The following is a 13691-nucleotide window of genomic DNA, read 5'->3' as shown; positions in this document are numbered from 1 at the left end:
GGACACCCATGGGGTGTCCCTACGATTCGTCCAGGCTGGCCAGGTACACCTGCAAGGCGTCCTCGAACGCGCGGATGTCGTCGGCGCTGGCCGTCAGGCCGTGTTCTGGAATCCGCTGCATCAGGTCGCGCGCCTGGGTGGCCAGTGCTTCGGCGCCCAGCGTGCCCAGCCCTCCGACAATGCGATGCAGCACCTCAACCGCGGTGTTGCTGTCGCCCATGTCGCGCGCTTCCCAGCCGCGCTGCAGGTCGTCGGCGGTGGCCTGGCGCATGCTGTCGATCAGCACCGTGGCCACGTGTTCGGAACCGAAGCGGCGCACGATCGCCGCGCGCGTGGGCGCCGCCGCAGGCGCGGCTTCCACCGGCGGCGTGGCGTCACGCACAGCGTCGTCCGCATCGTCCGAGGGCAGCCAGCGGCGCAGCGCCTGGCGCAACGTGGCCAGCGCCACCGGCTTGGCCAGCAGGTCATCCATGCCGGCTTCGCGGCAGCGCTGCACGTCTTCGGCCAGCGCGCTGGCGGTGAGCGCCAGCACCGGCATGCGCTGGCCCCTGCCACGTTCGCGCTCGCGGATGCGCCGGGTAAGGGTGTAGCCGTCCATCACCGGCATGCGGCAATCGGTGATGACCAGGTCGAAGTGCTAGGATGCCAGCAACGCCAGCGCGGCTTCACCATCCACCGCCAGCTCATGCTGCAGGCCCAGCTGCTGCAGCCGCCAGCGCATCAGGGCCTGGTTGGTGGGATGGTCTTCCACCACCAGCACCCGGCGCCGTGCCTGGCCCGGCGGCAGCGGGTCGACGTCGCCGCCGGGGCGCTGCTCGTCACGCACGGTTTCCTCGCCGGGCACCAGCGGCAGGCTCAACAGCACCTCCACGCGCGTGCCCTCGCCCGGCACGCTGTGCATCTCCAGTCGCCCGCGCATCAACCCCACCAGGCGCTGGCAGATGCTCAGGCCCAACCCGGTGCCCCCGTAGTGGCGGGTGATCGCCACATCGGCCTGGGCAAACGGTTTGAACAGCCGCTCGCGCTGCTCGGGTGAAATGCCGATACCGGTGTCGGCCACCGTCAGCCGCAACGCCTGCGCCATCTCATCATCGCGCTCCACGCTCAATGCGATGGTCACCGCGCCTTCGTTGGTAAACTTGATGGCGTTGCTGAGCAGGTTGAACACGATCTGGCGCAGCCGCATGCCATCGACCAGGTGCTGGTGGGCGACGGCGGGATCGACCTCCAGGCTGAGCGAAAGGTTCTTGCTGGAGGCCTGTGGCGACAGCAGCTGCTGCACGTTGTCGAGCAGGCTGCGCAGCATGACCGGCTGCGGTTCCAGCGGCAACGCGCCGGCTTCGATGCGCGAGTAGTCGAGGATGTCATCCAGGATCTGCCGCAGCATCTGCGCCGAATCCTCGATGACCGCGATGATGCGCCGCTGCTCGCCATCCAGGTCGGTATGCGACAGCGCTTCAACCATGCCCAGCACGCCACTCATCGGCGTGCGGATTTCGTGGCTCATGGTGGCCAGGAAGTTGGATTTGGCCGCGGTGGCCCGTTCGGCGTCGGACTTGGCGGCGGCCAACGCATCGGCCTGTGCGCGCGCTTCGGTCACATCCACCCAGTAACCGCTCCACAGCACCACGCCGTGTTCGGCGGCATACGGCAATGCGCGGGTACGCACCCAGCGCACCGCGCCGTGCGGGCTGGTGCGGAACTCCATGTCCAGCGCGGAGAAATCGCGCGCGGCGTCGTGCAGCGCGCGGTTGACCGCCTCGCGGTCGCGCGGGTCGATCTGGTCGACCAGGCGCGTTTCATCAGCGACCACTTCGGCGGTGCTGACCCCGAACATCGACTGCAGGTCGCCGGTGATGTACGGGAACGTCACCCGGCCATCGCTGTCACGGCGCGCCTGGTAGACGATCGCCGGCAGGTTGTCGGTCACTTCCACCAGCCGCTGTTCCAGCCGGCGCCGCATGCCGACCTCGCGGCGCAGCCGCCAGTAGCCCCAGCCATGCACGATGATGCCGGTGAGCAGCACCAGCGACAGCGGCACCGCCCAGCGCGCGACCGAGCGCCAGTCCAGCCCGGTGCGGTATTCGGCCAGCAGCCAGTCGCCCCGGATGGCGGCGTGCTCGCGTGGGGTGAGGTTGGCCAGCACCCGGTCGAAGGTGGTGGCCAGCGGCGCGTACTGGCGTTTGACGGCCAGCGACAGCTGGTCGCTGAAGCCCGCCGGCGCGGCCACGTGCAGCTTGGCCGGATACACCTCGCGAACCACGCGGTCGACCATCGCCAGGTTGCCCACGTAGGCATCGGCGTCGCCATTGGCCAGTCGCGACAGTGCCTGCTCAACGCCGCGCGCCGGCACGATGCGCGCCTTGGGCGCGTACTGGAGGATGTAGCCGCGCAGGCGCTCGGGGTCGGAGAGCAGGATGCTGCGCCCGTCCAGGTCGCCCAGCCCCAGTACCGAACGGCTGTTGTTCGGGGTGACGATCACGTTGGGCACGCTGATGAAGGGCTGGCTGAAGACCCAGTCATCGCCTAGGTAATGCGCATCGTTCGGCATGCCCATCACCACATCGACATCGCCGCGGCGCATCTGCTCGCGCACCTCGAACCAGTCGTGAGCGGGCACGCGGTTCAACTGGGCCCCGACCATGCGCAGCTGGCGCAGGTAATCGCCGGCCACCCCGCTGGGTTCGCCGGCCGCATCGATGAACGACAGCGGCGCCCCATTCGGCGCATAGCCCATGCGCAACGGGGTGGCCAGGATGCGGCGTTCGGCCTCGCCCAGGATCAGCCGCGACTGCGCCGACCACTGCAGTGGCGGCAGCCAGCGCTTGTACAGCGCCTCGCGCTGCGCGGCGGTCACGGTGGACAGCGCGCTGTCGAGCGCTTCGGCCAGCGGCTGGCGGGCATTGGGCACGCCGAAGTGGAGGCGCTCGGGCGGCAGGTCGCTGGGCCGCAGCAGGGCGATACCGTCAATGTCCTGCTCGCGGATCAGGGTGCTGGCGACGTGCGCATTGCCGATGTACACATCGGCCTTGCCCTGGGCCACCATCGCCAGCGCGGCCCGGGTATTGGGCGCGGTCACCTGGCGGGCGGCGGGGAAGCGTGAACGCACCTGGTTGCTGGTGAGGAATTCCTGCTCGGTGACCACGCGCAGCCCGGCCAGGTCCGGGTCGCTTGAGGTCCGGGTATCGCCCACCCGGCCCACAAGGGCCAACGGCGCGTCGGCGTAGGAGCCGGTGTAGACCATGCAGCGGGTGCGGTCCGGGGTGAGGGTGATGTTCATCACCACGTCGACCTCGCCCCGGCATGCCGCATCCAGCACGTCTGCCCAATCGCGATACACCCGCACCTTCACCCGCACGCCGAGCTGCCGGGTCAACAACATCAGGTAGTCGTAGCCGAGTCCGTCGGGGCGGCCGTTGTGCATGAATTCGAATGGTGGCCAGCCGCTGTCGTACAGCCCCAGTAAGATGGTAGGGTTCCGGTCGATCCATTCAGCCTGGCGCGGTGACAGCGACGGTGCAGGCGCCGGAGCCGCGATGGCGCCCAGCGCGATCACCAGGCCCAGCACGACCAGCCAGCGGACAACCGAGGTACGCATGCTGTCAGTTCTCCCAGGAGTGATCCGCCCACCGCGACGTGCCCCGAGGGGCCGCTGCCTTAACGGCCATACTATTCCATGAGCTTGCGCATAATCATCGCCGACGACCACCCGGTGGTCCGCATCGGCACCAAATCCGTGATCGAATCCAGTGGCGTGGGCCACGTGGTGGCCGAAGCCAGCAGCGTGGATGAGCTTTTGGCCGTGCTCAAGGTCAAGGAGTGCGACGTGCTGGTCACCGATTACTCCATGCCCGGCGGCGGCCAGCCTGACGGTTTTGCCATGATCGGCCAGGTCCGCCGTCACTATCCGGACCTGCCGGTGCTGATGCTGAGCGTCTCCAACAACCTGGCGATTCTGCGCATGGTGGTAGGCACCGGCGTGCTCGGGCTGGTCGACAAGACCTCGTCGATGGAAGAACTGCCGGTAGCGATCCAGACCGTGCACCGCGGCCAGCCGTATGTCAGCCGGACCCTGAAAAAACGCATCGACAAGATCGGCACGGAGGGCATGGGCGACGATCGCGCACGCGCGCTGTCGCCCCGTGAGGTGGAAGTCCTGCGCCTGCTGGGCAGCGGCCTGATCGTGAAGGAAATCGCCGCGAAACTGCACAAGAGCGTGAGCACCATCAGCCGGCAGAAAGGCGATGCCATGCTCAAGCTTGGCCTGGACAATGACGCCGATCTGTTCGATTACATCAAGATCCACCGCTTCTGAAGGTGCGTCACCGATCCATGCCCTGTTTGCCGACACTACCGTTTCAATGACGAACACCGATCACCGCGTGCAGGGCCTGGACAACGATGACGTCGCCGCAGATTGGCCTGCAATCGACGACGCCGAACTTGCCTGGCTGCGCGGGCACTATCCGGTGCTTGAGGGCGACTGCCACGTGGTGTGGCACAGCCCGCGACCGTTTTCAGCGGCCGCGCTGGTGGAGTGCGGGTCACGGCGCTGCTTCATCAAACGCCACCATCGCCGCGTACGCACGGCCGACGTGCTGGTCGAAGAGCACCGTTTCATCGCGCACCTGGCCGCTGCCGGACTCCCGGTCGTGCAGGTGCTGCAGGGCTGCGATGGCGCCACCGCGATCGCCCATGGCGACTGGACCTACGAACTGCACGCGCAGGGTGACGGCCATGACCTGTACCGCGACAGCCCCTCCTGGACACCGCTCGGCGATGCCGCGCAGGCGCGCACTGCCGGTGCGATGCTGGCCCGCCTGCACCTTGCATCGGCCAGCTACCCCGCGCCCCAGCGCAGCACGCACCTGCTGGTGGCGCGCGATGACCTGATCCGCGCCCATGATCCGCTTTCACTGCTGCAGCGTGAGCTGCCCGACCGACCGGGGCTGGCCAGCTACCTGTCGCGCCAGCAGTGGGAACACGACCTGCAGCGCGCGGTGCTGCCCTGGCACGCGGCCCTGGGCGAGCGCCTGGCCGCCGAGCCGGTGCTGTGGGGGCACAACGACTGGCACGTCTCCAACCTGCTCTGGCACGGCCAGGGCGCCACGGCGTCGATCGCCACCGTGTTCGATTTCGGCCTGGCGTCGCCGACCAGCGCCCTGTTCGACCTGGCCACGGCGATCGAGCGCAATGCCATCGCCTGGCTGGATGCAGGCGGCGATGGCCCGGTGGCGCATGCCGATATCGCGCTGGCACTGCTGGCCGGCTACCGCCAGGTACGGCCGCTGGAGGCCGCCCAGGTGCACCTGCTGGCCGACCTGCTGCCGGTGGTGCACCTGGACTTCGCCCTTTCGGAAGTGGAGTACTTCCAAGGGGTTACCGGCTCCCCGGCCAACGCCGACGTGGCGTACCACACGTTCCTGCTGGGCCATGCCGACTGGTTCGCCAGCCGCCCGGGCCGGGCCCTGCTGGATGCCCTGCACGCCGCTGCCTGAGCCACCGGGGTCGCAACGGCGGCCGATTGGTGTGAAACTAGCCACTGAAGCGGGGGTGCCTGGCGTTGCCAGGCTGAGAGAGTCCCTTGGAACCTGATCCGGTTTGCACCGGCGTAGGGAGCTTGAGCAGCGAGCGCATCCCCCCATTGCGGGCCGGTGCGCCTGCGCGCCGTCGCTTCGTCTCCTCTGGCTGATGACGAATCGAATGAACCGCTGCTACCGCCTCACGCTGTTGACCGCCGCCCTCTGCGCCGCCCTGCCGCTGTACGCCAGTGACGCCGACAGCGCCGCGGGCGAGCGCTCGCCCACCGATCTGGCCGGCATCCGCGTACAGGCGCGCAAGCCCGCCGCGCCGCTGGCACCGTCGAGCAGCTTCGGCAGCGCGGACTGGAAGAACACCCCGGCCTCGGTCAACGTGCTCGACAGCGCCTTGTTGGACCGCCTGCAGGTACGCACCCTGTCCGAGCTGGCCCGGCACGACGCGTCGCTGGGCGACAGCTACGCACCGGTGGGCTATTACCAGAACATCGCCATCCGCGGTTTCGCGCTGGACCCGGCCACCGGCTACCGCTTCAACGGGCTGTCCATCGCCGGCGAACAGCGGCTGGCGCTGGAAAACGTGCAGCAGGTGGAAATCCTCAAGGGTGAGGCGGGGCTGGCCGCGGGCGTGATGGCGCCGGGCGGGATCATCAACTACGTCGGCAAGCGCCCCGCCGATGTGCGCAACATCACCCTGGCTACCGATTCGGAAGGCTCGCGCTACGCGGCGGTGGACCTGGGCGGCTGGCTTACCCCGCGCTTCGGGCTGCGCTTCAACGCGGCCTGGGATGACACCTCGTCCTACATCGAGCATGCCGACGGCCGCCGCAACTTCTATTCGCTGGCCGCCGACTGGCTGATCGGCGAACGCGGCAAGCTGGAAGTGGATGCCAACTACCAGACCAGCGCGCAGCGTTCGGCGTCCGGTTACCAGCTGCTGGGCGGCAGCGAACTGCCGCGCGGCGTGGACCGCAGCCGCATGCTGGGCCACCAGCCGTGGCAGCAGCCGGTGGGCATCGACAGCACCAACCTCACCGCGCTGCATACCTACGATTTCAGCCCGGACTGGCAGTCGCGCGTGTCGGTGGGCCACAGCCGCTCGGTGATCCAGGACAACGTCGCCTTTGCGTACGGCTGCTACTACGCTGCTGGCTGCGCCGATGGCAGCGTGCCGGGCAACTACTTCGCGCCTAACGGCGACTACGACATCTACGATTACCGCAGCCCCGACGACGTGCGCCGCAATGACGAGGCACGCGGCGAACTGCGCGGCCGCTTCAGCACCGGCGCGGTGGAACACGAACTGTCGGTGGGGCTGAGCGCGTTCCACCGCACCGTGGACAAGCGCCAGAACGTCAACGAGTACGTGGGCACGGCCAACATCGGCGATGCGCAGGTACCCGTGTTCGATCCCTCGCCGCTGCAGCCGGGCCCGTCCGCGCGGCGCCTGGACAGCTGGCAGCGCGCGGTGTTCGCGCTGGACCGCATGCACTTCGGCGATGACTGGCAATGGCTGGCCGGCGGCCGCTACGTGCGCCTGGATGAGCGCGCCTACGACAAGCGCGGCACCCCGGAACGGCACAGCCGGCTGTCGCAGTTCCTGCCGCAGACCGCACTGGTGTGGCAGGCCACCGAACAGCTGAACGTGTACGCCAGCTACGTGGAAGGCCTGTCGCTGGGCCAGGAAGCGCCGTTCTGGACCTCCAACGGCAGCACCTTCCTGCCGGCCATGCAGTCGCGCCAGCGCGAGCTGGGGGTCAAGTACGCCGCCACCGACGGCCTGATGCTGGGCGCGGCGGTGTTCCGCACCACCCAGCCGTTCCAATACGCCAAGCCGGACGCCAGCGATGCCGGCTTCACCTTCGTGCAGGAAGGCACCCAGGCCCACACCGGGCTGGAGCTGACCGCCAATGGCCAGGTCACCGAGCGGCTGGCGCTGAACGCCAGCGCCAGCGTGCTGCAGGCGCGCGCGCGCGATGCCGGCACCGCGTTCTACGACGGCCAGCAGCTGGTCAACGTGCCCAAGGTGCGTGCGGCACTGCACGTGGACTATGCCCTGCCGTTCGTGGCCGGCCTGGCGGTGAGCGGCGGCTGGCGCTTTGCCTCGTCGAATGCGGCCACCGTGGATGGCAGCGTCAAGGCACCCTCGTATTCGGTGTTCGATGCCGGTGTGCGCTTCCAGCACGCGCTGCGCGAGCATCCGGTGACCTGGACGCTGTCGGTGGACAACGTATTCGACCGCTTCTACTGGCGTGACACCGGCAGCAGCTATGGCGATTACTACCTGTTCGCCGGTGCACCACGCCAGGCGCGCCTGTCAGTCACCTTCGGCCTGTGAGCGCGCTCCTGCTCGAATGGAGCGCCGTCGCCGCCAGCCTGCTGGGGGTGTGGCTGATGGCCAAGCGCCGCGTGCTGGCGTGGCCGGTGGGACTGCTGGCGGTGGGCCTGTATGCGGTGGTGTTCATCGAAGCACGGCTGTATTCGGACACCCTGCTGCAGGTCGCTTTCGGCGGCTTCCTGCTGTACGGCTGGCTGAGCTGGCACCGGCATGCCGAGCAGGATGGCGCGATCGTGATCGTGCCGCTGCCGCGACGGCAGCTGCTGCGTGACCTCGGCGTGGGCATCGTCTTCGGTATCGCGTTGGGCGCGGCCATGCACACCTGGACCGATGCCGCGCTGCCTTGGCTGGACGCGATGCTGGCCGCGCTCAGCCTGGTGGCGCAGTGGTGGCAGGCACGTCGCCACGTGGCCACCTGGTGGCTGTGGATCGTGGTGGACGTGGTCTACGTGGGCATGTACCTGGCCAAATCGCTGGACATCACCGCCGGGCTGTACCTGGTGTTCGTCGGCCTGGCCGTGATGGGCCTGCGCGCGTGGTCGGCCGCGGGCCATGCCGGGGCGGCACTGAAACCGCGCTAGGCTTGCGTGGATGAACCAGACCCCCGAACTGCTGCGCCGGCTGCTGCGGGCCAAGGACCACATGGACCGCGCCCCGCACGAGGCGTGGCCGGTGGCGCGGCTGGCGCAGGTCAGCGCGGTGTCGGACGCTTACTTCGCGCGGCAGTTCCGCCAGGCGTTCGGGCTGCCGCCGCACCGCTACCTGCTGACGCGGCGCATTGAACGCGCGGTGGCACTGTGCCGCGACACCGACCTGCCGATCACCGAGATCGCGCTGCAGACCGGCTGGAACAGCCTGGGCACGTTCGGGCGGATCTTCCGCGACATCACCGGGCAGAGCCCGGGCGAGCTGCGTACAAGCCTGGCCGCCGGTACCGCTGCGCAGGCGCCGGAATGCATCGCGCGCGCGGCCGGCCGGCCCGATCTCAAGACCTCAGTTTCGGAGAAGCGGCTGGGCGGCGGGACCGGTAAAAAGGACCCACCAACAACGGAGGTCCCATGAACCAGGGTATTGAAACGGTCGGCCTGTACGTGCGCGACCAGGAAGAAGCACTCGCGTTTTACGTCGGCAAGCTGGGCTTTGTGGTGCACACCGATGCCGGCAATGGCGATTACCGTTGGCTCACCGTGCAGCACCCCGACCAGCCCGGTTTCCAGCTGGGCCTGTTCCAGCCCGGCCCGCCGGTGCACGACGCGGCCACCGCACAGGCGCTCAACGCGCTGGTGGCCAAGGGCGCAATGCCGCCGCTGGTGCTGACCGTGGATGACTGCAAGGCGGTCTACAAACAGTGGTCAGCCGCCGGAGTGGAATTCAACCAGGAACCAGTGGAGCGTTACGGCACGGTGGATGCCGGCTTCCGCGATCCGTCCGGCAACGGCTGGAAGCTGATCGAACGCGCCGCCACCGCCGGCGCGTAATGCCTCAGTCGAGCAGAAAGCGCATCGCCCCGGTGCCCAGCGCCGGGTCGGTGGAGCATCGGTCATGGGCGCGGCAGTGGGGTCGGCCGGCAGTATTGGCAGCTGGGGTTACGTGCCCATGACATGCGCGCGACGGGCGTTCCGTCGCGCGCACGTGTCATTCCCTCAATGCGCGCCGTGCGTGGAGCGGTGGCGGAACCTGCGCGACATCCATTCGCCGAGGTCATCCATCACGGTGAATGCCGCCGGGATCACGATCAGGCTGAGCAGCGTGGAGGTGATCAGGCCGCCGATAACGGCAATCGCCATCGGTGCGCGGAAGCTGGAATCACCGGCGAAGCCCAGCGCGATCGGCATCATGCCGGCGCCCATCGCCAGGGTGGTCATGATGATCGGCTGCGCACGCTTGCGGCACGCATCGATGAGCGCGTCATGCTGGCTCATGCCCTGTTCGTCTTCGGCCATCACCGCGTAATCCACCAGCAGGATGGAGTTCTTGGTGGCGATGCCGATCAGCATCAGCAACCCGATCAACGCCGGCAGCGAGAGCATGTTCTGGGTGATCAGCAGCGCACCGAACGCACCGCCGGCACACAGCGGCACCGCCGCCAGGATGGTCACCGGCATCAGCGCGTGGTTGAACAGCAGCAACAGCACCATGTAGATGCAGATCAGGCCGGCGGCCATGGCCAGCATGAAGCCGATGAACAGCTCCACGAACACTTCGGCATCGCCGGTGTTGAGGAAGGTCACGCCCGGCGGCAGCTGCTTGACGCTGGGCAAGGCCTGCACTTCGGTCATCACATCGCCCAGCGGGCGGCCGTTGAGTTCGGCGGTGAGGGTCACGTTGCGCTGGCGCTGGTAGCGCGAGATCTGCGATGGGCCACTGCCCTGGCGGATCTCGGCCACCGCCGCCAGCGGCACCGGGCCATCGCGGCCGGGCACGCGCAGCTGACCGATCAGCGCCGGGTTGGCCAGCGTGGCCTCGGCGAAGCCGACCCGGATCGGCACCTGGCGGTCGGGCAGGTTGAGCTTGGCCAGGCGCTGTTCGTAGTCGCCCGCTGTGGCAATGCGCGCGGCTTCGGCGATGTCCTGCGTGGCCACGCCGAGGTCGGCCGCACGCGCCGCATTGGGCACGATCTGCAGCTCCGGGCGCAGCAGCGAGGCGGTGGAGGTCACGCTGCCCAGGCCCTGGATACCGCGCAGGTCGCGCTCCAAGGCGGTGCTGGCGTCCTGCAGGCGCTGCGGGTCGTCACCGGACAACACCAGCTGCAGCAGGTTGCCCGGCTCGGAGCTGACGTAGCTCACGCGGACGCCGGGCAGGTTGGCCAGGCGTGCGCGCGCATCGCGTTCCAGCGCGCGCTGGTCGCGGTCGCGGTCATCGGCCACGCCCCAATCCAGGATCAGCGTGGCCTTGCGCGGCTCGCCCACGCCGGTGGCGCTGGGGTCGCCCAGGTCGAGCACGGCGCCCACGGCGGTGTAGACCTGCTTCAGCTCGGGCATGTCCTTGAGCAGCGCACGCGCATGTTCGGCCACGGCCACGGTTTCCTGCAGGCGGGTGCCCGGTGGAAGCTCCAGATTGAGGTTGCTGCGGCCCAGGTCGGACTGCGGAATGAAGGTGGCCGGGATCAACGGGACCAGCGCCAGCGACCCTACGAACATGGCGAAGGCCAGCCACAGGGTCCAGCCGCGGTGGCGCAGTGCCTTGTCCACCCAGCCCAGGTACCAGCCCATCAATTTCGATTCGGGCTTCTCCTCGCCATGCGGCTTGAGCAGGTAGGCCGCCATCATCGGGGTGAGCAGGCGCGCCACCAGCAGCGAGAACAGCACGGCGGTTGCGGCGGTCCAGCCGAATTCGCGGAAGAACTTGCCGGCGATGCCGGGCATGAATGCCACCGGCACGAATACGGCGGCCAGGGTCAGCGAGGTCGCGATCACCGCATTGCCGATTTCGCCGGCGGCTTCGCGCGCGGCCTCAAGCGGGGGCTTGCCCATGCGCAGGTGGCGCACGATGTTCTCGATCTCCACGATCGCGTCATCCACCAGGATGCCGACCACCACCGACAGCGCCAGCAGGGTGATGATGTTGAGCGTGAAGCCGAAGAAGTACATCACCGCGAAGGTGGGAATGATCGACAGCGGCAGCGCCAGCGCTGACACCCACGTAGCGCGCCAGTCGCGCAGGAACAGCCACACCACCAGCAGCGCCAGCAGCGCGCCCTCCCACAGCATGGTCATCGACGAATCGTAGGAGCGGTGGGTTTCGTCGATGGCGGTGGTGACCAGGCGGAAGTCGATGCCCGGGTGCTCGGCCTTTATCTTGTCCAGCGCGTCATGCACGCCGGCTTCCACCTTCACTTCGCTGGAACCGCGGGTGCGCGACATCGAGAATGCCACGACCTTCTCGCCGTCCAGCAACGCCGCTTCAGTGGGGTCGGCCGCAGCGTCGGTCACCGTGGCCAGGGTGGACAGCCGGACCGCGCGGCCATCCGGCAGCGCGATGGAGTAGTCGCGCAGCGCCTGTGCGTCACCGACCGTACCCAAGGTGCGGATGGTCTGCTGCGCGCCTTCGATCTCCGCCTTGCCACCGGCGCGCTCGACCTGGATGCGCGCCAGTTGCTGCGAGACATCACCGGCGGTGATGCCCATGGCGATCAGGGCGTTGGGGTCCAGGTCCACGCGCACCTGGCGCTGCACGCCGCCCACGCGGGTGACCCGGGCCACGCCCGGCACGCCGTACATCGCGCGCGAAATGTCGCGGTCCACGAACCAGCTGGCCTCGTCCGGGGTCATGTGCGGGGCGACCAGCGCGTAGGTCATCAGCGAGCCGCCGATATCGACCTTGGAGATCACCGGCTCCTGGATGTCCTGCGGCAGGTCGGTGCGGATGCGGGTGACCGCATCGCGGGTATCGTCGAGCGCCGTGGCCAGGTCGGCCTCGAGCTGGAATTCGATGGTGGTGGTGCTGACGCCTTCGCTGACCGAGGAGATCACGCGCTTGACGTTGTTGACCGTGGCTACCGAGTCCTCGACCTTGCGGGTGACCTCCGCCTCCAGCTGGCTGGGCGAGGCGCCCGGCTGGGTCACGGTGACCGTGGTCATCGGGAAGGCGATGTCGGGGAAGCGGGCGACCGGCAGCTGGTAGAAGCCCCACAGGCCGGCCACGCACAGCACGAAGAAGATCAGCAGCGCGGGTAAAGGGCGCTTGATTGCCCAGGCGGAGACATTCATTTCGCGGCCGCCTTGGCATCGGCCACCACGCGCACGCGATCGCCTTCACCGAGGAAGCCGGCGCCGTCCACCACCACGCGGTCGCCGGCCTTGACGCCTTCGAGGATGGCGGTACGGCCCTGCACCGCCTGGCCGGTGCGCACGCGCAGGCGCGCGGCCTGCTGCTTGTCGTTCACCGTGAACACATAGCTGTGGCCATCGCGCTGCACGATCGCAGCGGTCGGGAGGGTCAGCACCGGGCCCTCGCCGGTGACGATGCGGCCTTCGACGTACACCCCCGGCTTGAGCGTGCCCGGCTCGGGCAGGTCGGCATACAGCGTTCCGGTGCGGGTCTGCGCGTCCACGCCCGGGGTCACCGCACGGATGCGCCCGGTGACCACGGCACCGGCATACGGCAGCTCCACCGTGTTGCCCACGGCCACGCCGGTGAGCTGGTCTTCGGGCAACTCGGCGCGCCATTCCAGGCGGCCGTCGCGGATCAGGCGCAGCAGCTCGGTGCCGCCCGACACGACCTGGCCGGGCTGCACAAGACGCTTGGAGATCAGACCATCGGCGGGCGCGCGCAGATCGGCGAAGTCGCGGCGCAGCTTGGCCGCGTCACGCGCCGCACGGGCGGTGGCGGTCTGCGCTTCGGCATTGATGCGGTTGGCGCGCAGCTCGTCCAGGCTGCTTTCGCTGATCAGCTGCTGCGCGGCCAGCTTGGCGCTGCGCTCGTAGTTCATCCGCGCCAGGTCCTGCGCCGCCTGCGCCTGCTTCAGCGAGGCGTCGGCCTGGGCCAGTTCGCTGTCCAGCGTGCGGTGGTCCAGCTGCAGCAGCACCTGGCCCTGTTTGACCCACTGGCCGACGTCCACCGGCAGTGCAGTCACGCGCTGGCCGCTGATTTCGACGCCCAGCTGCATTTCCTCGTACGCGGAGACCGGGCCGGAGACCAGCACCGTGCGCGCCATGGTCTGCTGCTGCACGGTGGCCAGCGAAACCGGCAGCGCGGAGCTGGCGGCCGCTGCCTCCGCTTCGGCTTTTTCGTCCTTGCCGCCGCATGCGGTGACCAGGGTGAGGGTGAGCAGGAGCAGTGAACTGCGGAGAAGAGGTGCACGCATGGAGGAGCTT

10 protein-coding genes and 1 riboswitch are annotated in these 13691 nt (G+C 68.7%); of the genes, 6 read left to right on the top strand and 4 right to left on the bottom strand.

Going from position 1 to position 13691, the window contains the following annotated elements:
* Positions 1 to 19: 19 nt before the first annotated feature.
* Together SOM39_RS11000 and SOM39_RS10995 are read right to left on the bottom strand one after the other, a co-directional pair.
* On the bottom strand, positions 20 to 628 hold the full coding sequence (locus SOM39_RS11000; RefSeq protein ID WP_341849677.1) for an Hpt domain-containing response regulator: 609 nt from the start codon (positions 626 to 628) through the stop codon (positions 20 to 22).
* Positions 629 to 637: 9 nt separating this feature from the next.
* The gene (locus tag SOM39_RS10995) at positions 638 to 3598 is read right to left on the bottom strand and encodes an ATP-binding protein (protein ID WP_320458346.1); all 2961 of its coding nucleotides are present in this window, start codon (positions 3596 to 3598) and stop codon (positions 638 to 640) included.
* A 78-nt stretch (positions 3599 to 3676) separates the two neighbouring features.
* Here SOM39_RS10995 and SOM39_RS10990 point away from each other — a divergent pair, with 78 nt between their 5' ends.
* From SOM39_RS10990 to SOM39_RS10965, 6 genes are all read left to right on the top strand, one after another.
* Positions 3677 to 4315 (top strand): response regulator, encoded by a 639-nt coding sequence (locus SOM39_RS10990; protein ID WP_068848316.1) that lies wholly within the window; start codon positions 3677 to 3679, stop codon positions 4313 to 4315.
* A gap of 46 nt (positions 4316 to 4361) precedes the next feature.
* Complete coding sequence (locus tag SOM39_RS10985) at positions 4362 to 5498, top strand: phosphotransferase enzyme family protein (protein WP_320458345.1); 1137 nt, start codon at positions 4362 to 4364, stop codon at positions 5496 to 5498.
* 41 nt (positions 5499 to 5539) lie between these two features.
* A riboswitch (TPP riboswitch) is annotated at positions 5540 to 5635 on the top strand.
* Between the two features lie 68 nt (positions 5636 to 5703).
* Entirely contained in the window at positions 5704 to 7875 is a 2172-nt protein-coding gene (locus SOM39_RS10980) for a TonB-dependent siderophore receptor (RefSeq protein ID WP_320458344.1), read from the top strand.
* 8 nt (positions 7876 to 7883) lie between these two features.
* Positions 7884 to 8456, top strand: a complete 573-nt coding sequence (gene pnuC, locus SOM39_RS10975) for a nicotinamide riboside transporter PnuC (protein WP_184126402.1) — start codon at positions 7884 to 7886, stop codon at positions 8454 to 8456.
* A gap of 10 nt (positions 8457 to 8466) precedes the next feature.
* Entirely contained in the window at positions 8467 to 8937 is a 471-nt protein-coding gene (locus tag SOM39_RS10970) for an AraC family transcriptional regulator (RefSeq protein WP_320458342.1), read from the top strand.
* Positions 8934 to 9353, top strand: a complete 420-nt coding sequence (locus SOM39_RS10965) for a VOC family protein (RefSeq protein WP_320458341.1) — start codon at positions 8934 to 8936, stop codon at positions 9351 to 9353. Before SOM39_RS10970 ends, SOM39_RS10965 begins: the two co-directional genes overlap by 4 nt.
* A gap of 165 nt (positions 9354 to 9518) precedes the next feature.
* On the opposite strand, the gene SOM39_RS10960 is transcribed toward SOM39_RS10965, so the two are convergent.
* Both SOM39_RS10960 and SOM39_RS10955 read right to left on the bottom strand, forming a co-directional pair.
* Positions 9519 to 12584, bottom strand: coding sequence for an efflux RND transporter permease subunit (locus SOM39_RS10960; protein ID WP_184126241.1), 3066 nt, complete (start codon positions 12582 to 12584; stop codon positions 9519 to 9521).
* Positions 12581 to 13681: an efflux RND transporter periplasmic adaptor subunit gene (locus SOM39_RS10955; RefSeq protein ID WP_320458340.1), complete on the bottom strand. Its 1101-nt coding sequence runs from the start codon at positions 13679 to 13681 to the stop codon at positions 12581 to 12583. The genes SOM39_RS10960 and SOM39_RS10955 overlap by 4 nt, the downstream gene beginning before the upstream one ends.
* Between the last annotated feature and the right edge of the window lie 10 nt (positions 13682 to 13691).

It is taken from the genome of Stenotrophomonas sp. CFBP8994, from assembly GCF_034044835.1.
Taxonomy (GTDB): domain Bacteria; phylum Pseudomonadota; class Gammaproteobacteria; order Xanthomonadales; family Xanthomonadaceae; genus Stenotrophomonas; species Stenotrophomonas rhizophila_A.
The sequence above is the reverse complement of the archived record's forward strand: the minus strand, read 5'-3'. Positions and strand labels throughout refer to the sequence as shown.

Coding starts and splice junctions, on each gene's coding strand:
- SOM39_RS10990 (WP_068848316.1), top strand. CDS start 3,677: ATGAGCTTGCGCATAATCATCGCCGACGACCACCCGGTGGTCCGCATC.
- SOM39_RS10965 (WP_320458341.1), top strand. CDS start 8,934: ATGAACCAGGGTATTGAAACGGTCGGCCTGTACGTGCGCGACCAGGAA.
- SOM39_RS10955 (WP_320458340.1), bottom strand. CDS start 13,681: ATGCGTGCACCTCTTCTCCGCAGTTCACTGCTCCTGCTCACCCTCACC.
- SOM39_RS10980 (WP_320458344.1), top strand. CDS start 5,704: ATGAACCGCTGCTACCGCCTCACGCTGTTGACCGCCGCCCTCTGCGCC.
- SOM39_RS10985 (WP_320458345.1), top strand. CDS start 4,362: ATGACGAACACCGATCACCGCGTGCAGGGCCTGGACAACGATGACGTC.
- SOM39_RS10970 (WP_320458342.1), top strand. CDS start 8,467: ATGAACCAGACCCCCGAACTGCTGCGCCGGCTGCTGCGGGCCAAGGAC.
- SOM39_RS10960 (WP_184126241.1), bottom strand. CDS start 12,584: ATGAATGTCTCCGCCTGGGCAATCAAGCGCCCTTTACCCGCGCTGCTG.
- SOM39_RS10995 (WP_320458346.1), bottom strand. CDS start 3,598: ATGCGTACCTCGGTTGTCCGCTGGCTGGTCGTGCTGGGCCTGGTGATC.